The sequence below is a fragment of the Methanoculleus sp. UBA208 genome, from assembly GCF_002498065.1.
In the GTDB taxonomy this organism is placed as follows: Archaea; Halobacteriota; Methanomicrobia; order Methanomicrobiales; family Methanoculleaceae; genus Methanoculleus.
Genome location: NZ_DAFZ01000058.1, coordinates 29,406 through 53,699, shown reverse-complemented (window position 1 = coordinate 53,699; position 24,294 = coordinate 29,406). Strand labels below are relative to the sequence as shown.

At 62.9% G+C, this 24,294-nt stretch carries 26 protein-coding genes; 13 read left to right on the top strand and 13 right to left on the bottom strand.

Annotated features, from left to right (window positions below; translation table 11 throughout):
* Positions 1-23: 23 nt before the first annotated feature.
* Positions 24-929, top strand: a complete 906-nt coding sequence (locus BRA62_RS06325; RefSeq protein ID WP_292365728.1) for a presenilin family intramembrane aspartyl protease PSH — start codon at positions 24-26, stop codon at positions 927-929.
* On the opposite strand, the gene BRA62_RS06320 is transcribed toward BRA62_RS06325, so the two are convergent.
* Positions 868-1,848, bottom strand: a complete 981-nt coding sequence (locus tag BRA62_RS06320; protein WP_292365727.1) for an NOG1 family protein — start codon at positions 1,846-1,848, stop codon at positions 868-870. The two genes, BRA62_RS06325 and BRA62_RS06320, sit on opposite strands and share 62 nt — an antisense overlap.
* A gap of 48 nt (positions 1,849-1,896) precedes the next feature.
* Here BRA62_RS06320 and BRA62_RS06315 point away from each other — a divergent pair, with 48 nt between their 5' ends.
* From BRA62_RS06315 to BRA62_RS06305, 3 genes are all read left to right on the top strand, one after another.
* Positions 1,897-2,778 (top strand): CBS domain-containing protein, encoded by an 882-nt coding sequence (locus BRA62_RS06315; RefSeq protein ID WP_292365726.1) that lies wholly within the window; start codon positions 1,897-1,899, stop codon positions 2,776-2,778.
* Between the two features lie 144 nt (positions 2,779-2,922).
* Positions 2,923-3,132: a histone family protein gene (locus BRA62_RS06310; RefSeq protein WP_011844756.1), complete on the top strand. Its 210-nt coding sequence runs from the start codon at positions 2,923-2,925 to the stop codon at positions 3,130-3,132.
* A gap of 223 nt (positions 3,133-3,355) precedes the next feature.
* Positions 3,356-3,613, top strand: coding sequence for a PRC-barrel domain-containing protein (locus BRA62_RS06305; protein ID WP_292365725.1), 258 nt, complete (start codon positions 3,356-3,358; stop codon positions 3,611-3,613).
* Here the strand turns inward: BRA62_RS06305 and BRA62_RS06300 are convergent.
* From BRA62_RS06300 to BRA62_RS06280, 5 genes are all read right to left on the bottom strand, one after another.
* A complete protein-coding gene (locus BRA62_RS06300; RefSeq protein WP_292365724.1) occupies positions 3,589-4,293 on the bottom strand; it encodes a phosphoglycolate phosphatase in 705 nt (234 codons plus the stop codon). The two genes, BRA62_RS06305 and BRA62_RS06300, sit on opposite strands and share 25 nt — an antisense overlap.
* Positions 4,287-5,261: a DNA repair and recombination protein RadA gene (gene radA / locus BRA62_RS06295; RefSeq protein ID WP_292365723.1), complete on the bottom strand. Its 975-nt coding sequence runs from the start codon at positions 5,259-5,261 to the stop codon at positions 4,287-4,289. The genes BRA62_RS06300 and radA overlap by 7 nt, the downstream gene beginning before the upstream one ends.
* Positions 5,262-5,369: 108 nt before the next feature.
* The gene (locus BRA62_RS06290) at positions 5,370-6,653 is read right to left on the bottom strand and encodes an OB-fold nucleic acid binding domain-containing protein (RefSeq protein ID WP_292365722.1); all 1,284 of its coding nucleotides are present in this window, start codon (positions 6,651-6,653) and stop codon (positions 5,370-5,372) included.
* A gap of 16 nt (positions 6,654-6,669) precedes the next feature.
* Positions 6,670-7,962 (bottom strand): diaminopimelate decarboxylase, encoded by a 1,293-nt coding sequence (gene lysA / locus BRA62_RS06285; protein WP_292365721.1) that lies wholly within the window; start codon positions 7,960-7,962, stop codon positions 6,670-6,672.
* Complete coding sequence (locus BRA62_RS06280) at positions 7,959-9,107, bottom strand: LL-diaminopimelate aminotransferase (protein WP_292365720.1); 1,149 nt, start codon at positions 9,105-9,107, stop codon at positions 7,959-7,961. The genes lysA and BRA62_RS06280 overlap by 4 nt, the downstream gene beginning before the upstream one ends.
* A 113-nt stretch (positions 9,108-9,220) precedes the next feature.
* Between BRA62_RS06280 and nifS the strand changes: the two genes are divergently transcribed.
* The 8 genes from nifS to BRA62_RS06240 all read left to right on the top strand — a co-directional run bounded on the left by nifS (position 9,221) and on the right by BRA62_RS06240 (position 16,194).
* Entirely contained in the window at positions 9,221-10,420 is a 1,200-nt protein-coding gene (nifS, locus tag BRA62_RS06275) for a cysteine desulfurase NifS (RefSeq protein ID WP_292365719.1), read from the top strand.
* Entirely contained in the window at positions 10,420-10,860 is a 441-nt protein-coding gene (nifU, locus tag BRA62_RS06270; RefSeq protein ID WP_292365718.1) for a Fe-S cluster assembly scaffold protein NifU, read from the top strand. The genes nifS and nifU overlap by 1 nt, the downstream gene beginning before the upstream one ends.
* Before the next feature lie 25 nt (positions 10,861-10,885).
* A complete protein-coding gene (gene cutA / locus BRA62_RS06265) occupies positions 10,886-11,203 on the top strand; it encodes a divalent-cation tolerance protein CutA (RefSeq protein ID WP_292365717.1) in 318 nt (105 codons plus the stop codon).
* On the top strand, positions 11,203-11,952 hold the full coding sequence (fdhD, locus tag BRA62_RS06260) for a formate dehydrogenase accessory sulfurtransferase FdhD (RefSeq protein ID WP_292365716.1): 750 nt from the start codon (positions 11,203-11,205) through the stop codon (positions 11,950-11,952). Before cutA ends, fdhD begins: the two co-directional genes overlap by 1 nt.
* Positions 11,949-12,422 carry a DUF1890 domain-containing protein gene (locus tag BRA62_RS06255; RefSeq protein WP_292365715.1) on the top strand — a complete coding sequence of 158 codons (474 nt, stop codon included), beginning with the start codon at positions 11,949-11,951 and terminating at the stop codon, positions 12,420-12,422. Before fdhD ends, BRA62_RS06255 begins: the two co-directional genes overlap by 4 nt.
* Positions 12,401-12,679, top strand: a complete 279-nt coding sequence (locus BRA62_RS06250; protein WP_292365714.1) for a DUF1894 domain-containing protein — start codon at positions 12,401-12,403, stop codon at positions 12,677-12,679. The genes BRA62_RS06255 and BRA62_RS06250 overlap by 22 nt, the downstream gene beginning before the upstream one ends.
* A gap of 541 nt (positions 12,680-13,220) precedes the next feature.
* Positions 13,221-15,572, top strand: coding sequence for a PAS domain S-box protein (locus tag BRA62_RS06245; protein ID WP_292365713.1), 2,352 nt, complete (start codon positions 13,221-13,223; stop codon positions 15,570-15,572).
* Between the two features lie 136 nt (positions 15,573-15,708).
* A complete protein-coding gene (locus BRA62_RS06240; RefSeq protein ID WP_292365712.1) occupies positions 15,709-16,194 on the top strand; it encodes a TspO/MBR family protein in 486 nt (161 codons plus the stop codon).
* Positions 16,195-16,293: 99 nt separating this feature from the next.
* Here BRA62_RS06240 and BRA62_RS06235 read toward each other — a convergent pair whose 3' ends face one another.
* From BRA62_RS06235 to BRA62_RS06205, 7 genes are all read right to left on the bottom strand, one after another.
* Entirely contained in the window at positions 16,294-16,896 is a 603-nt protein-coding gene (locus tag BRA62_RS06235; RefSeq protein ID WP_292365711.1) for a CDP-alcohol phosphatidyltransferase family protein, read from the bottom strand.
* Positions 16,893-17,405 (bottom strand): adenylate kinase family protein, encoded by a 513-nt coding sequence (locus BRA62_RS06230; RefSeq protein WP_292365710.1) that lies wholly within the window; start codon positions 17,403-17,405, stop codon positions 16,893-16,895. Before BRA62_RS06230 ends, BRA62_RS06235 begins: the two co-directional genes overlap by 4 nt.
* Positions 17,402-18,460, bottom strand: a complete 1,059-nt coding sequence (gene hisC, locus BRA62_RS06225; protein WP_292365709.1) for a histidinol-phosphate transaminase — start codon at positions 18,458-18,460, stop codon at positions 17,402-17,404. The genes BRA62_RS06230 and hisC overlap by 4 nt, the downstream gene beginning before the upstream one ends.
* On the bottom strand, positions 18,444-19,568 hold the full coding sequence (locus BRA62_RS06220) for an acetylornithine transaminase (RefSeq protein ID WP_292365744.1): 1,125 nt from the start codon (positions 19,566-19,568) through the stop codon (positions 18,444-18,446). The genes hisC and BRA62_RS06220 overlap by 17 nt, the downstream gene beginning before the upstream one ends.
* Positions 19,569-19,618: 50 nt before the next feature.
* Complete coding sequence (guaA, locus tag BRA62_RS06215; RefSeq protein ID WP_292365708.1) at positions 19,619-20,536, bottom strand: glutamine-hydrolyzing GMP synthase; 918 nt, start codon at positions 20,534-20,536, stop codon at positions 19,619-19,621.
* 9 nt (positions 20,537-20,545) lie between these two features.
* The gene (locus BRA62_RS06210) at positions 20,546-22,135 is read right to left on the bottom strand and encodes a CTP synthase (protein WP_292365707.1); all 1,590 of its coding nucleotides are present in this window, start codon (positions 22,133-22,135) and stop codon (positions 20,546-20,548) included.
* 137 nt (positions 22,136-22,272) lie between these two features.
* Complete coding sequence (locus BRA62_RS06205; protein WP_292365706.1) at positions 22,273-22,683, bottom strand: PaaI family thioesterase; 411 nt, start codon at positions 22,681-22,683, stop codon at positions 22,273-22,275.
* A 278-nt stretch (positions 22,684-22,961) separates the two neighbouring features.
* Between BRA62_RS06205 and BRA62_RS06200 the strand changes: the two genes are divergently transcribed.
* Entirely contained in the window at positions 22,962-24,140 is a 1,179-nt protein-coding gene (locus BRA62_RS06200) for a hypothetical protein (RefSeq protein ID WP_292365705.1), read from the top strand.
* Positions 24,141-24,294 lie beyond the last annotated feature (154 nt).

Here is a 24,294-nt window from a genome sequence, read left to right as displayed (position 1 = left end):
CCTATAGTGAATGGAGTTTTGTAATGCAGATACGCGACTGGCTGCCACTTCTCGGAATGCCCCTCATGCTCCTGTTCGTCCAGCTGATTGCCGTCCTCCTCGTCATCCCCATGCAGGCGGCGGGGCTTGTGGCGTTCGAAGATCCCGAATCGGTGGCAAATCCCCTGATATTTATAGGGATGCTGCTCGTCTTCACGCTGGTCCTGCTCCTCCTGATCCGGATGGGAGGGCGGCGCTTCATCTCGGTCTTCATCGGCATCTCGATATTCCTGACGTTCGTCTACATCTTCTCGGCGCTCTCCCTCCTCGCGCTCGGGCCCACCACCGCCGCCGCGGCCGGGACGCTCATCGGCGCCGTTGCGGTGACTGCGCTCCTCTACCTCTACCCGGAATGGTACGTCATCGATACCCTCGGCGTGCTGATATCCGCGGGTGTCGCGTCCATCTTCGGGATATCCCTCGCCGTCCTGCCGGTGCTCGTGCTGCTCGTGCTGCTCGCGGTCTACGACGCCATATCGGTCTACCGGACAAAACACATGATCACGCTCGCCGAAGGCGTCCTCGAGACAAAGTCCCCCATCATGGTCGTGGTCCCGAAGAGAATGGACTACTCGTTCCGGAGGGAGGGGCTCAATATCGCAGAGGGGGAGGAGCGCGGCGCATTCGTCATGGGTATGGGCGATCTGATCATGCCCTCCATACTCGTGGCATCGTCGCACGCCTTTGTGGACGCGCCCGCCGTCTTCTGGGTTCTCTCCGCCCCGACGCTCGGCGCGATGGCGGGAGCGCTTGCCGGCCTCGCCGTCCTCCTCTACTTCGTCAACAAGGGAAACCCCCAGGCAGGCCTTCCGCCCCTTAACGGCGGGGCTATTGCTGGTTTTCTGGTTGGGGCGGCTCTCGCAGGCTCGTTTTCGTGGCTTCCTTTCTGAACGCGAGCAGGAGGTCTAGCACCGCCTCCACCCCTTCGCCGGTGAGGGTGGACATCGCCGGGTAGCCCTCGATCCCCCGGATATCCGCCTTGTTTACGACCGTCACCACCGGCACGTCGACGAGCCGGCACAGCTCCTCGAGGAGCCGGGTCTGGTCGTCGAGCGAGTAGCCGCAGTGTTCGCTTGCGTCCAGGACGAAGAGGACGACGTCTGCCGTATTGATGATGGCGCTGACCGCCTGCCGCTCGATGGGGTTCCTCTCGTCCGCCGGGCGCTCGAGAACCCCGGGCGTATCGATGAACTGGATCCGATCGCGCTTGCCGATCTCGCGGTGGCCGACGATGATCCCCTTGGTGGTGAACGGGTAGGCGGCGATCTCGGGTTCCGCCGTGGAGACAAGCCTGATAAACGAGGATTTCCCGACGTTGGGGAATCCCGCAACCACCACGGTGAAGTCGTCGTCGTTCACGTGCGGGAGTTTCCGCAGGATGTTCCGGGCCTCGTTTAAGTATACGAGATCGTCTTCCACCTGGTGGACGATGGAGGCTATGCGGGCTACGGCCTGCCGCCGTTTTGAGGGTGTGTCTACTCCGGATCGCATGTTGCGGGCGTAACCGGAGCCGATGACCCAGACCTGGTCGGCCGCCCAGGTGACGGCGCCGAGGGATCGTTTCAGCCGGTCGAGCGAGACCAGGATGTCGGTCGCCTCCCGGTAAAAGGGGGAGAGGCGCTCGAAGCTCGGAAACGAGCTGACCACGCTCTTCAACTTGTCGTGGATGGCTTTTGCGACCGCTCTCACGAACTCCTCGTTTGCACTATCGACGTTGGTCTTCAGCTTCTTCTTGGCTGCCGCCCTGCGAAGACTGCGGTCGAGCACCTCGTCCGCCGTCGGAACGGTCGGGATAGTTTCAAACTCCACTGTACGCACAACCTAATCTATTTAAACAACATATTATGAGTGATAATTATGGATCTTTCCCCGATTCAGAAGGACATCCTGATAACTCTGATTACTCTATACCATCAGTCTTCTCACTCTATAAAAGGTGAGGAGATCGCGGATGTGCTGAAGCGCAACCCCGGCACCGTCCGCAACCAGATGCAGGCATTGAAAGCACTGGGGCTTGTCGACGGCGTTCCCGGGCCGAAAGGGGGCTACAGCCCGACCGCAAACGCGTACAAGGAACTGAATCTCGGAGACCTCGAGCACCAGTCCGAGGTGCCGATCCTCCGCGACGGGAAGAAGGTGAAGGGCGTCCGGGTGGCGGAGCTCGGTTTCACCACCCTCTGCCATCCGGACCTCTGTCAGGCGATGGCCAGGATCATCGGGAGCGTGAAACTCTTCCGCGTAGGGGATATGGTCACGATCGGGCCCACGCCGGTGAATAAACTCCTCGTCCGCGGTGAGGTCTTCGGTATGGATGAAAACCTGCAGGCGCTCCTGATCAGCGTTTCAGAGATGATATCCCTGCCGAAACAGTCGATCAAGCATTATATGAGCACCCCGCTCCTGACCCTGCCGCTCACGGCAACCCTCCGTGATGCCATCCACCTCTTCAATACGCATCACATCCACGGGGCGCCGGTGCTGCAGGACGGCGGTGCCCTCGCGGGCATCGTGACGTTGAGCGATCTTGCCCGCGGACTGGACGAGGGCCTGACGCTGGATACGCCTGTTGCAAAGGTCATGACCGCCGATGTGGTGGAGGCGCCGTCGTCGATCCGGCTCTACGAGCTCGTGGGGCGGTTCAAGGAACGGGCGATTGGGAGGTTGATTGTGGTCGAGGACGGTAAGCCCGTCGGGATCGTTACCCAGACCGATATTATTTGGGTCTTTCCCTCACTTTGATACCCTCCCCGTTCTGAATTTGGCGCTTCAACCCCTCTGGGGACGGATAAGTATTTATATGAGAATACCTATGGTGCTTCTGTAAAACGAGTTCTGTGTGTGAGTGCATTTCACAGAACTCAATGAAAAGGGGGAAATGAGATCATGACAGATATACCTCTGGCACCTGTTGGCAGAATCGTAAAGAAGTCCGGCGCGGAGCGGGTGAGTTCCGATGCCAATGAAGAACTCGCAAAATTGATGGAACAGTACGCCTCAAGGATCGCGAAAGAAGCGATCAAACTGGCGGGTCACGCAGGCAGGAAGACGGTCAAGGCAACCGATGTCCGGATGGCGGCCGAAACCGTGAAGTAAACTTACCCGGAATCTCTCTTTTTTGCCTGAAGATACCTGTTCTCCCGATACGAACCGGAGGTTCCGGGAAGGCCGGAAGGATGGTTTTTTCAATGTCGGCAGTCCTTTATGCAGTCCCCTTCAAGAAAAGTCTACCTTCCCGATAGCGAATCTAGAAAGCAATTTTTCTGTGATTTTATGGACTTTAGAAGATTTTAATAGTACAAACGCCCCACGGTTTTGTATGAGCAAAACGTTCTGCCGTGCGCTTGCCAGGAAGAAAGTGATGAGTAACGATGGGATGCTCATCGGGACCATCAAGAATATCATAGTCGACCTCACCACGGGGCAGGTTGCCGATCTGCTCGTCAAACCGGACGAGACGTTCAAGACCGACGGCTACAGGACGGATGGAGACAAGATGCTCGTCCCGTTCGAGGCGGTAAAGGATATAAAAGATTATGTCGTGGTCGATCGCTACCTGCTGAAGAGATCGGGATAATACTTTTTTACCGCTTCTACAAATCCGTCCCCGTACGTCCCTTCGGAGACCCAGTCCGCTGCCGTGCGGGTCGCGGCAGGAGCATTTGCAACAGCGACGCCGACGCCGGCGGCTTCAAGCATCTCGATATCGTTTTCGGAGTCTCCGATAGCCATCATCTCTGCGGGGGAAAGCCCCATCTCTCTGGCAAGTTCCGTGAGCGCCGTCCCCTTGCTCACGCCGGGGGGCTGGAGGTGGATAGCAAACCCGGTGTCCAGCAGCCGGACGGGGAGGCGGCGGTCGCGGATGACTGCTCTTGCCTCATCCGGGTCGATGTTCCGGGCGAAGGCCACGTCGGCGAACCGGTACTGCGCGCCGAAGAGTTCGAGCCGGACGCCTTTTTTGGCAAAATAGTCGTTGAGCTCCTCGAAGGCCTCCAGGCAGACCTCCTGGTCGCCGGGGATGCGGAGGGTGCCTGAAAACCCCCTCCGGTAGACTCCGCCGTTCTCGCCGATGATCGTTCCGTCCGTCCCGACCATCTTGCAGAGACCGTCCATGAAGCAGACGGTGTTGCCGCTTGCGAGCACCACCTCGATGCCGGCGTCGACGAGGGTGCGGACGGCCTCGACGGCCGCGGTGCTGATCCGCCTCCGCCGGTCGGTGATGGTGCCGTCGACGTCCGTTACAAGCGCCTTCAGCACGGTTTGAGCCCTGCCTGTTCGACCATGAATGCCGCCTCGCCCTCGGGGAGGTTGGGACTGTCTACCAGGCGGGCGACCCTTTTACCTCCCTTGCTCTTTCTGAGGTAGAGCCGGAAGGTTGCGGTGTGCCCGACGATGTTGCCGCCGATCGGTTTCGTGGGGTCGCCGAAGAGGACGCCGGGATTCGACATCACCTGGTTTGTCACGAGGCCGACGGCGTTGTGGTCGTCGATCAGTTTCAGGAGATCGTGCATGTGCCGGTTCAGCTTCTGCTGCCGGGGAGCAAGGGTGCCCCGTCCCGCGTACTCCGAACGGAAGAGGGACGTCAACGAGTCGATGACGAAGAGCCTGACCGGGTAATCGGAGTTCCGCAGGTCGTTTGCGAGTTCCCGTGCGGTCTCGAGGAGCAGCATCTGATGATCGGAGCTGTGCGCCCGCGCGACGTGGATCCGTTCGAGGACGTCCTCGATAGAGCCGAGGTCCGCCTCTTCGGGGAGTCCGTTCAACATCTGCTCGATACGCTCCGGGCGGAACGTGTTCTCGGTATCGACGTAGATGACCCCGCCGGCGAGACCGCCGAGCTCTTCGGGGAGCTGGGCGTTGACGGCCATCTGGTGGACGATCTGGCTTTTCCCGGACCCGAACTCACCGTAAACCTCCGTTATTGCCTGCGTCTCGAGGCCGCCGCCGACCAGTTCGTCGAATTCGGGGACCAGCGTCCTGAGTTTCTTGATATCCTTCCTCTTATCGAGGATATCCCGGCCCGTCTTGAAGCCTCCGATATCCGCCATCTTCCGGGCGGCGAGAATCACTTTCTTTGCGGTCGCCTCGCCGATCTCCGCCGCCTCGGCGAGATCCGACGTGGTGGCCGTCGCAACGCTCTCGACGGTCCCGTATCCTGCCTCGCGGAGTTTATCGGCAGTGGTTGCCCCTACGCCGGGTAAATCTTCAAGATCAATCTCTGACATCTCATTCCTCACTTGATCTCTATGGTGTGTTCCGTTACGCTACACTAAGAGTCTATATCGAGAGACATAAAGGTCGCTTGCCGTGCGGGGTGAAAGTGAAGTTCGGGATCAGGGGTCTCTTGAGATCCGATCCAGGCGGCGGTGCAGACCTTCTTGATCGGGTGTTACAGCCTCCAGACTGCTTAGACTGATCACGCCCCTATGCACCGTACCCCTGGCGCGCACGACGTATCCGACGGGCAGCGGCTCGGCGAGGAGGTAGCAGGCATCGCCCGTATCGAGAGAGGTCCCCTGCCGGGTGGCGACGATCGTCCCCTCGACCTCCACCTCCTTCTCCTCCTCGCCGAGGATGGCGAGAGCGCTCCCCCACGAGAGGTGCACCTCGAGGTCACCGTACCGGCCCCGCCGTGCGGTCGTGTTGTAGATCTCGATCCGGTCGCCGGGCACCAGGTGCTCGTCCGCCTTCTCGCCCCAGATGACGGCCGGGATCTCTCCGGTACTGTCGGCGACGACAAGGTTCCGGACCGAGGACTGCCGCCCGTTCCGCGTAGTAAACGAGTGAGGGGGCTGCACAGAGAGAACCGTTCCGGTGAGCGAATACGATCCCCCCTCCTCCACGTCGGCAACGGTATTCATAGGGAGGACGATCTCACGGTCGGATCGCATGATGGATGCGGCTTCGCCGAGGCTGTACTCGATCCCCCGGTCGCTATCCCGTGCGACGGCGTCGCGGATGACGACGTTCTCTCCCGGTTCCACCCCGAGGAGGACGGCCGGAGCCCAGGCGACAAGCCGGAATACGCCGTTTTCGTTGCCGACCACCGCTTCGACCATCTCCCCCGGGGTTCCGTCGCGCCTCTTGAACGTCCGCGGGTTCTCGACCGAGATCACCCGGACCTCGAGGTCGCTCGCCGGCCCGGGAACCGGGGCGTCTGCGGTCTCTTCGCAGGTAATCTCGCATGCCGCCTCCTGGACGGCGACGGCGGTGACGTCGGGGACCTTTCCCCTGCCCTTCGGCCGGCCGAGGATCTCGAGCACGTCCCCGGCCTCGATCTCGGAGACGCCCGCGGCCTTCTCGTCCCAGAGTGTCAGCCGGGCCCTGCCGGTCTCGTCACCCACCGTCACGTTCGCGACGATGCCGGGCGTGCCGTCGGGCCGCTCGAACTCCCGGGGCTCCCCGACGGAGAGCACCTTCGCAAAGAAGCACGCGAGGCTCGGGGCGGCCGCAAGGTCGCGTATCCGGATGTGCGAGCGCCCCAGGTCTTTGACGACCAGCATCGCCGCTGTTCGATCGTCGAGGAGGTCTCCCGACTCCGCCACCTTCTCCTCCACCCGGCGCTCGAACTCTTCTTTCGGGAGGAGGTCGTCGACCAGGAGGTAGTGGAACTTCACGGCTCCGGCTCCGCTCTTACTCCTGCCAGGGCACCGTCACCATGGGGGCGGTCAGGTCGTCGATTGTCTCGGCCCGGCGCATCAGCGCCGCCTTCTCGCCCGCGAGGAGCACCTCGGCGCAGCGGGGCCGGCTGTTGTACTGCGACGACATCGCAAACCCGTAGGCCCCGGCGTCCAGCACCGCGATGAGATCGCCTGCCTCGAGATCGGGGAGCATCCGGTCTTTCGCGAGGATGTCACCCGTCTCGCATATCGGCCCCGTGACCGAGTACTCGCGCATGGCAGGAGCGTCCGCCTTGTTCGCCGCCACGACCTCGTGGTAGGAGTCGTACATCGTCGGCCGGACGAGGAGATTGAACCCGGCGTCGACGTTCGCGAAGGTCTTATGGGCGGTCTTGACCGAGTTGACCCTTGTGAGGAGGATCGTCGAGTCGCCGATGAGCCACCGGCCCGGCTCGACCCAGAGTTCCGGCTCGATCCCGAGATCACGGATGCCCTTCAGGAAGACCGGCATGACCGCTTCCGCGTACTCCTCCGGTGTCGGGGCGCGATCGGTCTCCCGACGGTAGGGGATGCCGAGGCCGCCCCCGATATCGATGAACGAGGGCTCAACGCCGATATCGAGCAGATCGCGGGCGAGATCGATCAGCACCTCTACTTCGCGGGCGAAGGGCTCCACGGCGAGGATCTGCGAACCGATGTGACAGTGGATCCCGACCGGGTTGATATGCTCGGCGGCGACCGCCTCGCGGTAGGCATTGAGGATCTCTCCCGCGGGAATACCGAACTTGCTTGTGGCAAGCCCCGTCGCGATCTTCGGGTGGGTGGGGGCGTCGATCGCCGGGTTGACCCTGAAGGCGATATCGACGGTTGTTCCCGCCTCTCCCGCCGCGCGGTCGAGCTGCCGGAGTTCGTCGGGCGAGTCCACCGAGACCCGGATGCCCTTCTCGACCGCGAGGGCGAGGTCGGCGGGAGTCTTTGAGCTCCCGTTGAAGAGGAGCGATTCCGGACGCATCCCGGCGGCGAGGGCGAGCGCGACCTCTCCGGCGGAGAAGACGTCGGCTCCGGCGCCCTGTGATGCGAGCGTCTTAAAGATCGCCAGGTTGCCGTTCGCCTTTGCAGCGTAGAGGATGCGGATCCCGGGGTAGTGGGCGGTGAGAGCGCCCGAGAGCCTCCGGAAGTTCTCGCGGATCCGCTCCTCGTCGGTGACGTAGAGCGGGGTGCCGAACCGTTCGGCAAGGTCCACCGTGTCGTGCTCGCCGATCCGGAGACGGCCGTCCCCGACCGTGAGGTGCGAGGGGAGGATCACAGGTCTATCCCCCGCATCCGCTCTACCGCCTCGTTGATCCGCTCGATCGACCGGGTGATGGCGAACCGGATGAACCCCTCGCCGTTCCTGCCGAACCCGACTCCGGGGGTCGCGACGATCCCGGCTTTATCGAGGAGTTGTGCGGAAAACGCCATGCTGTCGTCGACCGGCGCCCAGACATAGAAGGTGGCCTTCGGCGCCTTGACGTCAAGCCCGATCTCGGAGAGCCCCTTAACGAGCACGTCCCGGCGTTCCTGATAGATCGAGCAGGCCTCTGTGATGCAGTCCTGCGGGCCGGTGAGCGCGGTGATCGCGGCGTGCTGGATGGCGTTGAACGCGCCCGAGTCGACGTTGGTCTTGACCCGGCCGAGCCCTGCGACGATCTCCGGGTTGCCGCAGGCCATCCCGATCCGCCATCCGGTCATATTATAGGTCTTCGAGAGCGAGTGCATCTCGATCCCGACCTCCATCGCGCCGTCGGCCTCGAGGAACGAGGGCGCCCGGTAGCCGTCGAAGGTGATCTCGGAGTATGCGTTGTCGTGGACGACGACGATGTTGTGCTCCCGCGCGAACTCGACGACCTCTTCGAAGAACGAGAGGGGCGCTATTGCCGCGGTGGGGTTGTTCGGGTAGTTAATGAAGATCAGTTTCGCCTGCTTCACGACGTCGGCGGGGATATCCTCGAGCACCGGGAGGAAGTCGTTCTCCGCGCGGATGGGCAGTTCGTGGACTTTCCCCTCGGCGAAGAGCGTGGAGGTCTTGTAGACCGGATAGCCGGGGTCGGCAGCGAGGACGACCTCGCCGGGGTTGACGAATGCCTCGGCGATGTGGGCGATGCCTTCCTTCGACCCGATGAGCGCGAGCGTCTCCTTCTTCGGCTCGAGGTCGACCCCGAACCGGCCCCGGTACCACTCTGCCACCGCCTCACGGTAGGCGAGCATGCCGGTGTAGGAGGGGTAGTGGTGGTTCTTTTCGTCGCGGGCCGCGGCGCAGAGAGCCTCCACGATATGCGGGGGAGTGGGGAGGTCGGGGTCGCCGACCCCGAGATCGATGACGTCGACACCCTGGCGGAGTTTCTCCTCTTTCATCTCGTCGATGCGTGCAAAAAGGTAGGGGGGAAGGTTATCCATGCGTCTCGAGTACATCATCAGATATTGCGCATGGAACCCTATTTAATTTCTTACTCACGTGGAATGGCTCCCGACCGATCCCGGACCGATAATGCTGATACGGTCTTGCGCCCAACGGTGTACCGGACATGAACGACCTGGACCGGCATCCCGTATATATGGACCATGCGGCGACGACATTCATGAAACCCGAGATCATGGCGGCGATGGCCCCGTACTTCTCCCGATATTTCGGTAACCCCTCGTCCCTCTACCGGTTTGCCCGCGAGTCCCGCAACGGCGTCGATGGGGCGCGCCGACAGGTGGCGGCGGCGATCGGCGCAAACCCCGAGGAGGTCTTCTTTACCGCCGGCGGCAGCGAGGCCGACAACTGGGCGGTCAAGGGGGCGGCTCTCGCGAACCGGGAGCGCGGCGACCATATCGTCACCTCCGCAATCGAGCACCATGCCGTCCTCCATACATGCGGGTGGCTCGAGAAGCAGGGGTTCTCCGTCACCTACCTCCCTGTCGACGAGTTCGGCCGGGTGGACCCGGGCGACGTCGAGGAGGCGATCACCGATGCGACGATCCTCGTCTCGGTGATGACGGCGAACAACGAGATCGGGACGATCCAGTCGGTTGCGGAGATCGGCCGGGTCGCGCACGATCACGGCGCCCTCTTCCATACCGATGCGGTCCAGGCGGTCGGGGCGGTGCCGATCGACGTGGAGCGAATGGGGATCGATCTCCTTTCGCTCTCCGGGCACAAGTTCTACGGACCCAAGGGGGTCGGGGCGCTCTATATCCGGCGGGGAACCCGGATAGAGAACCTCATCCACGGCGGCGGACAGGAACGGGGACGGCGGGCCGGGACCGAGAACGTCCCCGGCATCGTCGGGCTCGGGAGGGCGATCGAACTTGCGACCGCCGATATCGAGGGGCACAACCGCCGGATTGCCGCGATGCGGGACCGGCTGGTCCGGAGTGTACTCGGGTCGATCCCGGATACCCGGTTGAACGGCCACCCGACGGAGCGCCTCCCGAACAACGCGAACTTCAGTTTCCGCTACGTCGAGGGCGAATCGATCCTCCTGCTGCTCGACGCCCGCGGGATCTGCGCCTCCACGGGGAGCGCCTGCTCCTCGGGTTCGTCGGAACCCTCGCACGTGCTGCTCGCGACCGGGCTTTCCCACGAGGAGGCGCACGGTTCGCTCCGGCTGACGCTCGGCGACGCCAATACGGAGGAGGATGTCGATTCTGTCCTTGAAGTCCTCCCGGACGTGATCGGGCGGCTGCGGGAGATATCGCCGCTGACGCCTGTCCGCGCCCGGATACCGGAGGTCGACTGATGTATACGGAAAAAGTTATTGCAGAGTTCACGAACCCCGAGAACGTGGGTGAGATAGCGGACGCCGACGGCGTCGGTGAGGTCGGGAGCCCGACCTGCGGGGATATCATGAAGATCTATCTGAAAGTCGAGGAAGACCGGATCATTGACGCCCGGTTCCGGACCTTCGGTTGCGCAGCGGCGATCGCCTCGAGTTCCATGGCCACCCGGATGATCCGGGGGATGACGCTGTCCGATGCGTGGGAACTCTCGAACGCCGACGTGGTGGACGCCCTCGGCGGCCTTCCGGAAGCGAAGGTGCACTGCTCGGTCCTCGCCCGCGACGCCATCAGGGCTGCGATCAACGACTGCCGGACCCGCCGGGGCCTCGAGCCCCGGGAAACGGGATCCTCGCGGTGCGGCGGAGGGACCGGGTGCGGTTCCTGCCCCGAAAACGGTTAAATATGGACGGAGCGAAGGTATCACCATGGCTCTCCCGGAGTTTGTTGTGGTCTTCTGCACGGCCCCTGCCGGCGAGGCGGAGGAACTCGCAAAAGCGCTCGTCGATGCGCGCCTCGCTGCCTGCGTGAACGTTGCCGATGTACGGTCCTGCTTCTGGTGGGAGGGCACGGTCGAGAGCGAGCCCGAGCGGCTCCTGGTCGCGAAGACGCAGCACCGCCTGCTCGATCCGCTCGTCGAGCGGATCAGGGAACTCCACAGTTACGAAGTCCCCGAGATCATCGCCATTCCCATCGTCGGGGGCTACGCTCCGTATCTTGACTGGGTCCGGGAGGAGACGGCCTGATGGAGATTGTCTGCCGTGCCGGGATCCAGGTGACGGGCGACGGCGCGCGCGAAGTCCACGACGACATCATCGTCGAGGACCACGTCCGGCTCTTTTTGAACGGCGAGTACCTCACGACCCTGGTGGCGAGCCCCGACCGCCTGGACGATCTCGGGGCCGGTTTTATCGTCTGCGAGGGGCTGGCGGACAGGATCGACTCGGTGGAGGTCTCGGGGAGGGATGTGCACATCGCCGCCCCGGTCAAAAAGGACATCCGGCTCGAGGTGGAGTCGTCCGGCGGTTACCGCGTGCTCGGCGAGCCTGGTGCGGTCGCCTCGTCGATCACGGTCACGGCGGACGGCATCCGTGCGGTCACGGCGGCGATCGAGTCCGATACCTGGCGGAGGACCGGCGGCGTCCACTGTTCGGTCCTCTTCTGCGACGGCGAACTCGTCACCCGGGCCTGCGACGTCGGGAGGCACAACACCGTCGACAAGGTCGTGGGCCATGCGGCCCTGAAGGGGCTCGACCGGTCGAGGTGCATCCTCGGGTGCACCGGGAGGCAGCCGGCGGGGATGGTGGCGAAGGCGGCGAACGCGGGTATCCCGATCGTCGTCTCCCGCGCCGCCACGACCGACCGGGGTATCCTCACGGCGGAGCGGGGGGGGCTCACCCTGGTCGGCTTCTCGCGGGGCGAGCGGTTCACCATCTACACGCACCCTGAGAGGGTGCCCGAGGTTTTTGAAACACTGGAGAAGACAAAACGATGACTGAGAACAACGAGAAGACCGCGCTGATCCTGCTCGGATGCCCGCAGGTGCCCGTCCAGACGAGCATGGCGCTCTACCTGGTGTACGGCCTGAAGGAGCATGGCATCCGGCCGGTGATTGCCGGAACAGCGGCGGCACGGAAACTGATGGAGGTGGCCGACCCGGACCGGTATTACCTTGAGGAGATGACCGATCTCGACGCCGCAATCGACGAGATCACGGGGAAGCAGCGGGACTTCGACCTCTGCTTCGTCTTCATCCACAACGATTCCGGGATCGCGTATGCCGGGACGATGGCCTATATCTCGAAGGCACGGCTGTATGCGCTCCTCTTTGGGGAGCACGCGCGGGACCTTGCCGGCGAGATAGAGTTCCCCTGCGAGGTCGTCGCGGCCAAAGCCGTGCACAACCCCATGCCGCTGAAGCGGAAACTCGACGAGGTGATGCAATGGGCTGTCTCGAAGCGATGAAACCCGAGATCATTCTCTCGCAGGCATCTTTTAAGGAGGCGCGGGAGTATATCAGGAAGAACGTCCGGGAGTATCATGAGGTCGAGCCGGGCTACAGGATATTCGACGTCCACATCATCGGCGTCCCGCCGCTCTATGTCGGCGTCGAGGGCGAGCACCTGATCTTCCCCTACACCAAGCCCTGCCACGGGACGTTCGTGGTGAAGGTCCCCGGCAGCGAGGATATTGCACGGCTGCGGGCGAGGAAGGGGAAGTAACTCTTTTTTTGACCCTTCCTGTCTGTTCTCGCTGTCATATGATGCCGGGGGCGATGTTGCCCTTTTCAGGAGAAGCGGTGGAGGGGGAGACCGGTCGTTTCAAAAAGGCCCCCCGGCGTTCCCGGCCGATCCGGTGCGCACTCCTGGTCTGTAGCAGCATGCTTTGCGCCGTAAAAAAGGGAGGTCTATCTTTTCCGGCCTGATCGTATCAAGAGCGCCGGGTTCTGCCTGTGCCGCCACCCGCAGTGGACCGCGAACCCGGTCCCAACCGGCGCCGGACCGATCCCGATCTTCTCCGCCGGGATGCTTATCCACGTTATCGCCTATTCTCATGGATTATTCTCGCCTGGAGCGTGGCAACCGGCATCGGATCGGTCCACCCGACGCGCTGTAAAAGAAGGGGTATAAATTCCGCGAGGGCGGTACGTACTCTATTGAAAGCGATCGCGGGCACCTGCGGCGACCGGCTCCAAAACGGCTACTCGAAATCTGTGTTGCAGCCGATACGGGCGGGTACCGGGCCCTGGATGCGAGTGAGACCATGAGCGAACCCTTACGCGTGTTGTTGATCGGGAAGAGTCCCGGCAATCTCGGGGAGATGCTTCGCGAGTGCGGGCGCGACGTTGAGTTGATCCACTGCGAGCACCCCGAAGACGGGCTTGCTCTGGTATCGAGAGGCGGAATCGACGTGGTGCTCCTCGACCTCGACCTCGCGGGCGGCCGGGGAGCGGCGGCCTTCGACCGCCTGCGCCGGACGGCGCCCGACATCCCGATCATCGTGCTCACCGCCGCGGGAGAAGACCCAGCCGCGCTCCGCGCGATGCAGAACGGCGCGCAGGACTACCTGGTCAAGGGGAAGATCGACGCCGAACTGCTCTGCCGGGCGATCCGGTACGCGCTCGAGCGGACGCGGGTGGAGGTCGCGCTCCGGCACTCGGAGGCGATGTACCGGAGGCTGGTCGAGAACCTCAACGAAGGCGTCCTCGCTGTGGACGAGGCCGGCCTCATCACCTTCGCAAACCTGGCGATGGAGGAGATCCTCGGCTGCCCCGCGGAGCGCCTGGTAGGCTCGCCGGTCGCCGGGTTCTTCGATACCTCCGGCGCCGCCGTTTCGGCCCCGGAAAGCCCGTTCTGCTGGCGGACCGACCGGAGGCAGGAGTTCGAACTGGGCCTCCGCCACAGCAGCGGCAGGCGAGTCCACGCGCTCGTGGTCACGTCGCCGATCGTCGACGCCTCCGGCGCCTTTTCGGGATGCCTTGCCGGGGTGCTCGACATCACCGACCGCAAAAGGGCGGAGGAGGCGCTCAAGCAGAGCGAACAGAAGTACCGGCTCGTCGTGGAAAGCCTCAGCGAAGGAATATGGGTGATCGACCGTGACGCCTGCACGTCGTTTGTCAACCCACGGATGGCGGAGATGCTCGGCTACGCCCCGGAAGAGATGACTGGAAAGTCCCTCTACTCGTTCCTCTCCTCTTCCTGCCGCGCCGCGATGCAGGAGCGCCTGAGTCGCCGGGGTGACGGCGCCCGCGAGCAGTACGAGTGCGAGTTCGTCCGCAAAGACGGCGGCCGCATCACCGCGCTGATGATCGCGTCCCCGTTCACCGATGAGTCCGGCGAGTTCCGGGGCTCGATTGCCGGCGTGATGGATATCACCGAGCGCAAACGTGCCGAAGAGGAGATCCGCATCTGGAACGAGCAGCTCATGGTGCTCAACCAGGTGGTCGGCGTCTCGGCAGCCTCACTCTCTCTTGCCGAACTCCTGGAAGAGTCGCTCGAGAAGACGCTCGAGATGATGGGGTTCGAAGTCGGCATCGTTTACATGCTCGATGCCGAGCGCAAGCGGGCGCTGCTGAAGCACCAGAAGGGGCTGCCCTCCTCGGCCATGTCCCGGAGCCGCATCATCAAGGTCCACCACTGGCCGTTCAACTTCGTCTTCATCGCCGGCCAGCCGCGCTACATAGAACTGCAGCCCGACCTGAGCTCCATCGAGGCGGACATACTCGAGGAGCTCGAGGTCTCGGCCCTCGCCTGCATTCCGCTCATCGCCGAATCGGTCGTTGTCGGGGCGGTTTACGTCGGCAGCAGGACGAAAGAATCCTTCTCCCGCGAAGAGATGACGCTTCTGGAGATGGTGGGAAAAGAGATCGGGTCGGGTATCCTGAAAGGGATGCTGCACAAGAAACTGGAGGCGGCGAACCGGGAGGCAAACCTGTATCTCGACATCATGACGCACGACATCAGGAACACCGAGAACGTCTCGGGCCTCTATGCCGATCTCCTCACCGAGATGCTGGAGGGCGAGGCCGCGCTGTATGCGAGAAAGATCCGGAGCAGCATCCAGAGGAGCGCGGATATCCTGGGCAACGTCACCACGATCCGTCGCATTCACCACGATCCGCCCGATTCCGGGCCGGTCGACCTCGATCTCGCCGTCAGGGAGGAGGTCGGCGCCTTCCCGGAGGTTGCGATTGAGTTTTCGGCCAGCCACCGCCGGGTCCTGGCGGACGACCTCCTCTCCGAGGTCTTTGTGAACCTGATCCGGAACGCCGTCGAGTTCGGCGGCCCGGATGTCAGGATCGCCATACGGGTGGAGGATTACGACGGCGAGAGCGTTCTCGTCTCCGTCGAGGATACCGGGCCGGGCATACCCGACCCCATGAAGGAGTCGATCTTCCACCGGTTCGAGCGGGGATGGGTCGGGGGATGCGGCGACGGGCTCGGGCTCTTCATCGTCCGCACCCTCGTCGAGCGCTACGGCGGCACCATCCGCGTGGAAGACCGGGTAGAGGGCCGGCCGGACCTCGGTGCGGCGTTCAGGTTTACCCTTCGTGAGTTCCTTTCTTCCGGGGACGACGAAGACGACGGGTATCCGGACGAAGAAGAGTGCGATTGAACGCCGCCGGGCCCCCCTGTCCAATATTACCTTTCAGGGCCGGACCAGGGCGCATCGTCGGCTTTACGTCGGGGCAGGGGCTGACGTTTCGCCCCCGTATCAAAAGATTTAAGCCGCAAGGTCACTATTTAGCGTCGTGACATCTGTGTACGTGCGGGTTACCCAGTTCTTTGCGGCGATCGCGGTCTGCCTGCTTGCGGGGTTCATCGGGTCGATCTTCACGACACCGGCCATCCCTACCTGGTATGCAGGTCTCGTAAAGCCCGAGTTGAATCCACCGTCATGGGTCTTCGGTCCGGTCTGGACGGTGCTCTACATCCTCATGGGCATTGCGCTCTATCTCGTCTGGAGCAAGGGGTGGGAGCGTAAGAACGTGCAGATTGCCACGGCGATCTTCGCCGTTCAGCTGGTCCTGAACGTCCTCTGGTCGTACCTCTTCTTCGGATTACAGGCGCCGTACTTCGCTTTCATCGAGATCGTGCTCCTCTGGATTGCGATCCTCATGACGATAGCCGCGTTCTACCGGGTATCGGTACCTGCGGCGGTGCTCCTCGTCCCCTACCTCCTCTGGGTGAGTTTCGCGGCCTACCTCAACTACGGGATCCTCATCCTCAACCCATAGGGCCACTGGCCCCCCCCATTTTCCGGGCTGCAAAGGCGGGTTGATGAGCCTGAGGCCTGCGGGGATGCACTGCACCCCCGGGTCATGGCGAAAAGAGTATCAGCGCTTCTCGATCTGCCGCCAGACGTGGGCGAACCGCTGGAAAGCGGTGTAGTGCCCGAAGACGCCGAGTATGACGAGGAGCCACCCGAGGTAGTTCAGGCCGTAGATCTCTCCCGGGATCAGCACCGTGAGTGCGCCGGCGATGATGATCAGCACGAGGCGATCCGCCCGGCCGAGAATGCCCCCGTAGAACCTGCCGATCCCGACAGCCTGGGCCTGGGTGCCGAGGTACGAGGACATCAGGACCCCGGTCAGCGCAAAGACGCCGATCGGCCAGGGCGCGGCACCGCCTGCAAATATGCCGGTGATGATGAATATGTCTGCGTAGCGGTCGATGACGTGGTCCAGGAAATCCCCGCGGATGCCCGCGATCCCCATGTCCCTGGCGAGCGCTCCGTCGAGCGCGTCGAAGACGGCGTTGAACGCGACCATGACGGTGCCGAGCACGACGCCCCCGGCGTAGAACGCGATGCCCGCGAGTGCCGATACGAGAAACGATGCGATCGTCAGCCCGTTCGGGGTTATCCCGATCTTCCGGATAAGGTCCACAACGGGCTGAATGATGCCCTGCACGTGCGGTCGGAACTGGTCGAGCGTCATCTGCCGGGCTCCAGGTAATCGGTCCAGTCGATGCACCCCGAGGACGGGGGGAGTTCTCCCCGGATGAATCGCTCGATCCGGTCCGCGCACCCGCCGACGGAGAGGTCGGTCGTATCCAGTTCAAAGACGTGTCCGTCCGGGTGCTCTTCGAGCGTCTCGATCAGGATGACGTCGAGCGCCTCCGCCTCGACGTTCTCCGCGACCTTCCCCTCCGGGTAGTTCCTCGGACGAAGGCGCTCTCGCAGGATGTCGGGACGGCACCGGAGCACCACCACCCGGTCGCAGGGGAGGAGGTGGGCGAGGTGCCCCTCGACAATCCCGTCGAGGGGTTCGAACTCCTCCGCCCACCGGTCGACGTCCACCACCAGCGTCTGGCGGGAGCAGTCCTCTTCGAGAATGTAAGGGCGCACCGTATCGGCCAGGCGGACGACCGGGTAGCCCCGCTGCTCGAGTTCGGCCGCGATGGATGTCTTCCCTGTTCCCGGCGTGCCGGTGATGCCCGTCATCATAAGTCTTTGATCGCCTCGAGAAATCGAACGTTTTCCCAGTCCTCGCCGATGCTGACCCTGATGTAGGTGTTCCCGAGACCCGGGAAGCTGGTGCAGGACCGGACGAGGACGCCCTTCGCCGCGAGGCGTTCCGTCGCCTCGTCGCCCGTTAAGGGAGTGACGTCTATCATAACAAAGTTTGCGTCCGAAGGATACGCCTTAAACGGGATCTCTTCGAGGAACCGTTGCCGCCACCGCCGGACGTGGTCGCGGGCCTCGCGCACCCGGCCGGTATCGGCAAGCGCTCCCGCGGCCGCCGCAAGAGAGACCGAGTTCAGCGCAAACGGCGTCGCCGCCTTCTGATAGAACGGCTCCAGCCACTCCGGGACAAAGGCGTAGCCGACCCGCAGGCCGGCGAGGGCGAAGATCTTCGACATCGTCCGCCCGATGATCAGGTTCTCGTGCCGCCGCATCAGCGGCAGGTAGTCGATATCCGCGAAATCGACGTATGCGTTGTCGAGGAAGAGCAGCCCTTCCGTTCCCTCGAGGATCTCTTCGACATCCTCCGGCGGGACGGAGTTCCCCGTAGGGTTGTTCGGGGAGCAGAGGAAGGTGAGTTTTGCCCCCCGGGATGCCCTGATGAACGCCGCCGGGTCGACCGAGAAGTCGTCTCTCCGGGGTACGCTCACGACCCGTGCGCCGTGCGCCGCGGCCGCAATCCCGTAGAACGAGAAGGTCGGGGCCGAGACGGCCACCGCCTCGCCAGGCTCGACGACTGTCCGGATCACCGTCTCGATGACGCCGTCCATCCCGGCGCCCGTGACGAACCGGTAGTCGCCGTGGTAGCGGCGGAGCGCCTCCACGAGCACCGAGGCCCGTTCGTCCGGGTAGCGGTTCGCTGTCCGGAGGGCCTCCGTCGCCGCTTCGATTGCGGCGGGCGACGGCGGTCGGGGGTTCTCGTTGCTCGCGAGCCGGGCTACCCGGTCGATGCCGGGCTCCCGCACGATGTCCTCGGCTTTCTTCGCGTAGGAGTATCCCGTCCTGCCCGCGAAGCACGCCCTAACCAAGCGCCGCATTGATGACACCGAGAGCCGTGTCGATCTCCTCGTCCGTGATCACCAGCGGCGGGATCATGCGGAGGTTCCCGTCGGCGGCGCAGTTGACGAGCACCCCGTTCTCGGCGCAGGTCTGCTGCACCTCCGGGCACCGGTCGCCGACCGAGATGCCGATCATCAGGCCGCGGCCGCGCGGGTTGTAGGGGGCAAGCCCTTGCATGAACCGTTCGCCCTTCCGCGCGACATCGGGAAGGATCTCCTCGATGACGTCGATCGTCGCGAGTGCCGTCGCGCAGGCGAGCGGGCCTCCGGCAAAGGTGCTGCCGTGCTCGCCCTTCTTGAACTCGAGCCCTTCGCGGGCGACGAGCGCGCCGATGGGGAACCCGCTCGCAAGCCCTTTTGCTATCGTGACGATGTCGGGGGCAACACCGGTGTGCTGGAAGGCGAACCATTTTCCGGTCCGGCCCATGCCGGTCTGCACCTCGTCGACGATCATCAGTGCGCCGGTATCGTCGCAGATATCCCGGATTCCCCGGAGGAAATTGTCGGGCGGGATTATGACGCCCGCTTCGCCCTGGATCGGTTCGACGAAGATCCCGGCGGTATCCTTATCGACGGCCTCCGCGAGGCCGTCCAGGTCGCCGTAGTCCACGAAGGTGCAGGGGGTCGAGAGCGGTTCGAACGGCTCCCGGATCGCGGGCTTGTGGGTGACGGCGAGCGACCCGCAGGTCCTGCCGTGGAACCCGTGGGCGAACGCGACGAACTTCTTCTTCCCTGTCCGGACGCGGGCGAGTTTTATTGCGCCGTCGTTTGCCTCCGCGCCGGAGTTCGAGAAGAACGCCTTGCTAAGCCCTGTGATCGCGACGAGCTTCTCCGCAAGTTCCGCCTGGTTCGGGACGTAGTAGAGGTTCGAGCAGTGGATCAACTCTTTTGCCTGGCCGCAGATTGCCTCTATCACCTTCGGGTGGCAGTGGCCGGTGCTGCAGACCGCAATACCTGCCACGCAGTCGATGTATTCCCGTCCCCGGTCGTCCCAGACACGCGACCCAGCGCCGCGGACGATCTTCATCGTCCGGCCGAACGCGGGCATGTAGTAGCGTGCATCAAGCACGCGTGAATCTTCTGCCATAATGTAGTCGCGGGTGCTCGACACCCGTGAATCCTGTTTCATCTTCTTCCTCACTCATACTCGATCGTCGCCGGTGGTTTGGGGGTGACGTCGTAGACGACCCGGGCGACGCCGGGGATCTCGGCGGTGATCCGGGTCGCCATCCGGGCAAGGGTGTCGTAGGGCAGGGGCAGGGGGTCGGCGGTCATCCCGTCCCGTGACCCGACGGCCCGGACAGCGACGATCCAGCCGTGCAGCCGGACGTCTCCCTTGACCCCGGTCCCGAGGCCGATGAGCGCCGCGAAACACTGCCAGGGCTGGTACTCCTCCACCAGGCACTCCTCGACGATGGCGTTCGCCTCCCGGACGATCGCGATCTTCTCCTTCGTCACCTCGCCGAGCACCCGGACGGCGAGCCCCGGGCCCGGGAAGGGCATCCGGTGCTGGATCTCCACGGGAAGGCCGAGCCCGCCGGCCACATCGCGGACCTCGTCCTTGTAGAGGTCGGCAAGCGGCTCGATGACGCCTTTGAATTCAATATCGAGGGGCATGCCCCCGACGTTGTGGTGGCTCTTGATGCCCCCCTCGCTCTCGATGCGGTCGGGGTAGATGGTGCCCTGCAGGAGCATCGTCGCTCCGGTTCGCTTCGCTTCCCGCTCGAAGATCCTGATGAACTTCTCGCCGATAGCCTTGCGCTTCTCTTCGGGGTCGGTGATGCCTGCGAGCGCCTCGAAGAACTCATCCGCCGCATCCACGACGCGGAGGTTTGCATCGGCAAAGAGGGACCGAATGCGATCGGTCTCTCCCTTTCGCATGAGGCCGGTATCCACGTATATCGGGACGAGCTGGCTGCCGATGGCGCGGGTGGCGAGTGCCGCGCAGACCGACGAGTCCACGCCGCCGGAGAGCGCCATCACGACCTTATCCTGACCGGCAGTATCGCGTATCTCTCTGACTGCCCGGTCGATAAACTTTAGAACGTTTACCATTCTCTCATCTCACCTGGTCTCTGAAGTTGATTTATTCTTTTTGCATGCCTCTACGAAGCCGATATAGGGCGGGGAGGGGGTTGTCGGGCTTGATTTGAACTCGGGGTGGAACTGTGTCGCGAGGTAGAAGGGGTGGTCCGGGAGCTCGCAGACCTCCATCCGCCCGCCGCAGGTTCCCGAGAAGACGAGTCCGGCGTCTTCGAGGTCTGCGATGAACGCCGGGTTCACCTCGTAGCGGTGGCGGTGCCGTTCCACGATTGCGGTCCTGCCGTAGAGGCCGGCCACCATCGTCCCATCTTTCAGGACGATGTCGCAGTCGCCGAGGCGCATCGTGCCCCCGAGGTCACAGATCTCTTCCTGCTCGGGGAGGATGGCGATGACGTGCGTCCCCTCACCCATCTCTTCGCTGGTGGCGTCGGGGATGCCGAGGGCGTGCCGTGCGTACTCGATCACCGCGAGCTGGAAGCCGAGGCAGAGGCCGAGGTAGGGCTTTTTGTTCTCGCGGGCATACTGTATCGCCCGGATCTTGCCCTCGATGCCGCGCTTCCCGAATCCTCCCGGGATCAGGATGCCGTCGACGTCGGCGAGGTCATGGAGATCGAACGTCTCCGCGTCCAGCCAGCGTATGTTCACCTCCGTGGAGAGCGCCCTTCCTGCGTGCTTGAGCGACTCCTTGATGGAGATGTAGACGTCCTCGATCCCGTATTTGCTGACGATGGCGACCGTCGCCCGGTTCGTGTACTCCTGCGAGACGACCCGGTACCACGCGGTGTCCGGCTCCCTGTTATCGAGGCCCAGGTAACTGCAGACGACGTCCGCAAGCCCTTCCTTCTCCAGTTCCATCGGGATCTGGTAGATATCGGGAACGTCCTTTGCAGAGATGACGGCCTTTAAGGGGACGTCGGTGAAGGCGGAGATCTTCTTCTTCGTCTGCGGGCTGATCACCTCGCTGCTCCTGCCCACGATGATGTCGGGCTGCAGCCCGAGCTCCCGGAGCGCCTTGACCGAGTGCTGCGTGGGTTTGGTCTTGTGGTCGCCCATGGTGTCGACCGGAACCAGGGTGACGTGAACCAGGATCATGTCCTGCGGCGCAAGTTCGCCGTGCATCTGGCGGACCGCCTCTAAAAACGGCATGCTCTCGATGTCGCCGACCGTGCCGCCGACCTCCACCAGGCAGATCTCGGCCCTCTTGCCGCTGTTGATCTCCTCCTCTGCCGCACGGCTGATGCAGTGCCTGATCTCGTCGGTGATGTGGGGGATGATCTGGACGGTCGCGCCGAGGAAGTCCCCGCGCCGCTCCTTTTCGATGACGTTCCGGTAAACCTTGCCCGTCGTGATGTTGTGGATCGACTTGAGGTTGATGTTTAAGAACCGTTCGTAGTTGCCGAGATCGAGGTCGACTTCCCCGCCGTCGGAGAGGACGAAGACCTCACCGTGCTGGGCGGGGTTCATGGTACCGGCATCGATGTTCAGGTACGGGTCGATCTTTACCGCCGTTACCTGGTAGCCGCGGTTTTTTAGGAGGCGGCCGATGGATGCGGTGGTGATACCCTTCCCGAGCCCACTCATGACGCCGCCGGTTACAACGATGTACTTCAAACTCTCGTTCCCCTCCGGTTGCTCCGGATGCTCTATCTTATGTATGTGATCTTGGATGTTGAGAATGTATTGTTCCGGCAGTCCCGGGAAATCCCTGCCTGTACCATGGGGGTTTTGCCGGGGCGCCCGGTGCAGCGCTACCCCTCGATGACCGCGAACGATGTCGACGTCCGGGTAAGAAGCGCGTCGTCCGCCGCGTTCCGGACCTCTCCGTCTGCGAACGCCACCCGGCGCCCTTTGCGGACGACCCGCCCGGTAGCGGTGATCCTCCCGGCGTTGACGCCTTTTATAAAACTGGTGTGCTCGTCGATCGTGGCGATCCTCTCGTCTTCACCGAGGAGCGTATAAAGCGCAAGCGCAATCGCCTCATCTGCGAGCGCCACGTAGACCCCTCCCTGGAGCCACCCGGCGCCGTTCAGCATATCCGGCCGGACCTCCATGCTGAGGCGGGCGCACCCGTCGCCGAACTCGTCGACTTCTATCCCCATCAGCGTAAAGAAGGGATTCGCATCCCGTCCCACCCTTTTTAATTCTTCAATGTAACCCACGCGATCACACCCGTGTGCGAGAGGTTTTGGGGTCCGCCGGGATAAGCGTTGTGAATACCGTGGCTGATAAGGCATTCCATCCATGTGATCGGCCATTTAAACTGTCGAAGGCCGGTGTCGCCCCTGTACGGCATCCGGCCGTCTGTTCGAAAAGAATCTCTTCCGGCGCGCTTCTTCTCCTGATCGTGGTGAATAGGGGAGCGATTGCTCTCTGCCCGGGACTGAACCCGAGGATCATATAACAACAAATATCTCTTTCGATTTCCACCTGTAGAGATATGGAAGATGCGTGGCAGCCTGAAGCGCTCCGGAACAGGAGGCTCGAGCAGCTCCGGGCTACCATGGACGATTACATCGCAAAGAACACCGATCTCGTAGAGGCGAATCTTCCGGTCTTCTTCGGGCACGTTGCCGCCACGCTCGACAAGACCTTCCCCGATCTCGACGACAGGACCTACGATGATTTCATCGATGCGACCGCTTTTACACTCATTAACGCCACGAACGAGGCCCCTACACCGGAATTCCTCGAAAAGACGTTGCGGCATGCCGTGGGGAACAAGCGGCGGAGAAAGGGGCGGGTGACCCTCGATGTGATTGTGGCCCTCAAACTGATGGATTCCGGCAACTACTATCATGCCATCGAGTACCTTACGCCTCACAGGGCCCACGACGGCCGTATCACCGCCGCAATTGCCTACTGCTACTACGCCCTGTCCCTGGCGAAGAACAGGGCGCAGGGTCTCCGTCCCGACGATCTGGAATTGCATGCCCGCGAGGAGATGCTAAATCTCTCGCGGATCCGCGCCCCGATCAACCGTCTTGGCGTCCTCGATCGCAAAGACACCATGCTGAACTCGATCTTCTGGTACATGCTGGACCTGGCGTTCACCTGGTTCCCGAGCGAACCGGAGTTCTACCGCATCGGTATCTCCTGGACAAAGCACGAAGGGAACGCCGAGCGCCGCCAGCACCTCCTTACCCTTGCTACGGAGCGGTTCTCGGACAACAGGTTCTTCCTGACGGAGGCGTTCAACACCCGCGTGGAGCTGCGCAACGGGAGCGGCGCCGCTGCCATCGTCAAACAGATGATGCAGCAGTATCCCGACGACCACGAGCCGCTGTACTACGGTATGAAACTTGCGATTCTCGGTGGACAGCCGAAATCCTACGCGAATTTCAGGAAACTGGCGATCCTGAAAGGCTTCCCCCGGCACCTGCTCCTGATGCTCGATACCGTGCTCGAGGTCATGTGCAACCACAAGAACGAGAGTTACCTCTGCTTTGAGGAGGTGAAGAAGGCTTCCCGCGGGCGCGAGTACTACGTCACCGCACTGGAGCACATCCTCCGGGACTTCGTCGAAGGTGACGAAGAGCGGGCGAAACGGGCGAGGTCCGCGCTCTTCACGAGCATCGACCAGTACTGCATGCAGATCCTGAAGATCAGGGGGGACTGAAGTGGCTTCATGTTGCAACTACCCCCCGTCTTTTCCACGGGTCGCCCGGAACCCCGATCGGTGCCGGATTCACGGCACCTCCCTGGATGCTCCGTTAAAAAAACTAATCCCGAAGATAGAACGGAAAGGCATAACGATGAGTATATTTATCCCA

Excerpts from the sequence above, each read along its gene's own strand:
- BRA62_RS06280 (WP_292365720.1), bottom strand. The coding sequence starts at position 9,107 with ATGTACTCGAGACGCATGGATAACCTTCCCCCCTACCTTTTTGCACGC.
- guaA (WP_292365708.1), bottom strand. The coding sequence starts at position 20,536 with ATGGTAAACGTTCTAAAGTTTATCGACCGGGCAGTCAGAGAGATACGC.
- BRA62_RS06325 (WP_292365728.1), top strand. The coding sequence starts at position 24 with ATGCAGATACGCGACTGGCTGCCACTTCTCGGAATGCCCCTCATGCTC.
- BRA62_RS06230 (WP_292365710.1), bottom strand. The coding sequence starts at position 17,405 with ATGATGACGGGCATCACCGGCACGCCGGGAACAGGGAAGACATCCATC.
- BRA62_RS06250 (WP_292365714.1), top strand. The coding sequence starts at position 12,401 with ATGGGCTGTCTCGAAGCGATGAAACCCGAGATCATTCTCTCGCAGGCA.
- radA (WP_292365723.1), bottom strand. The coding sequence starts at position 5,261 with ATGTCAGAGATTGATCTTGAAGATTTACCCGGCGTAGGGGCAACCACT.
- hisC (WP_292365709.1), bottom strand. The coding sequence starts at position 18,460 with ATGCGGCGCTTGGTTAGGGCGTGCTTCGCGGGCAGGACGGGATACTCC.
- BRA62_RS06255 (WP_292365715.1), top strand. The coding sequence starts at position 11,949 with ATGACTGAGAACAACGAGAAGACCGCGCTGATCCTGCTCGGATGCCCG.
- fdhD (WP_292365716.1), top strand. The coding sequence starts at position 11,203 with ATGGAGATTGTCTGCCGTGCCGGGATCCAGGTGACGGGCGACGGCGCG.
- cutA (WP_292365717.1), top strand. The coding sequence starts at position 10,886 with ATGGCTCTCCCGGAGTTTGTTGTGGTCTTCTGCACGGCCCCTGCCGGC.
- BRA62_RS06310 (WP_011844756.1), top strand. The coding sequence starts at position 2,923 with ATGACAGATATACCTCTGGCACCTGTTGGCAGAATCGTAAAGAAGTCC.
- nifS (WP_292365719.1), top strand. The coding sequence starts at position 9,221 with ATGAACGACCTGGACCGGCATCCCGTATATATGGACCATGCGGCGACG.
- BRA62_RS06220 (WP_292365744.1), bottom strand. The coding sequence starts at position 19,568 with ATGGCAGAAGATTCACGCGTGCTTGATGCACGCTACTACATGCCCGCG.
- BRA62_RS06235 (WP_292365711.1), bottom strand. The coding sequence starts at position 16,896 with ATGACGCTCGACCAGTTCCGACCGCACGTGCAGGGCATCATTCAGCCC.
- BRA62_RS06200 (WP_292365705.1), top strand. The coding sequence starts at position 22,962 with ATGGAAGATGCGTGGCAGCCTGAAGCGCTCCGGAACAGGAGGCTCGAG.
- nifU (WP_292365718.1), top strand. The coding sequence starts at position 10,420 with ATGTATACGGAAAAAGTTATTGCAGAGTTCACGAACCCCGAGAACGTG.
- BRA62_RS06245 (WP_292365713.1), top strand. The coding sequence starts at position 13,221 with ATGAGCGAACCCTTACGCGTGTTGTTGATCGGGAAGAGTCCCGGCAAT.
- BRA62_RS06315 (WP_292365726.1), top strand. The coding sequence starts at position 1,897 with ATGGATCTTTCCCCGATTCAGAAGGACATCCTGATAACTCTGATTACT.
- BRA62_RS06305 (WP_292365725.1), top strand. The coding sequence starts at position 3,356 with ATGAGCAAAACGTTCTGCCGTGCGCTTGCCAGGAAGAAAGTGATGAGT.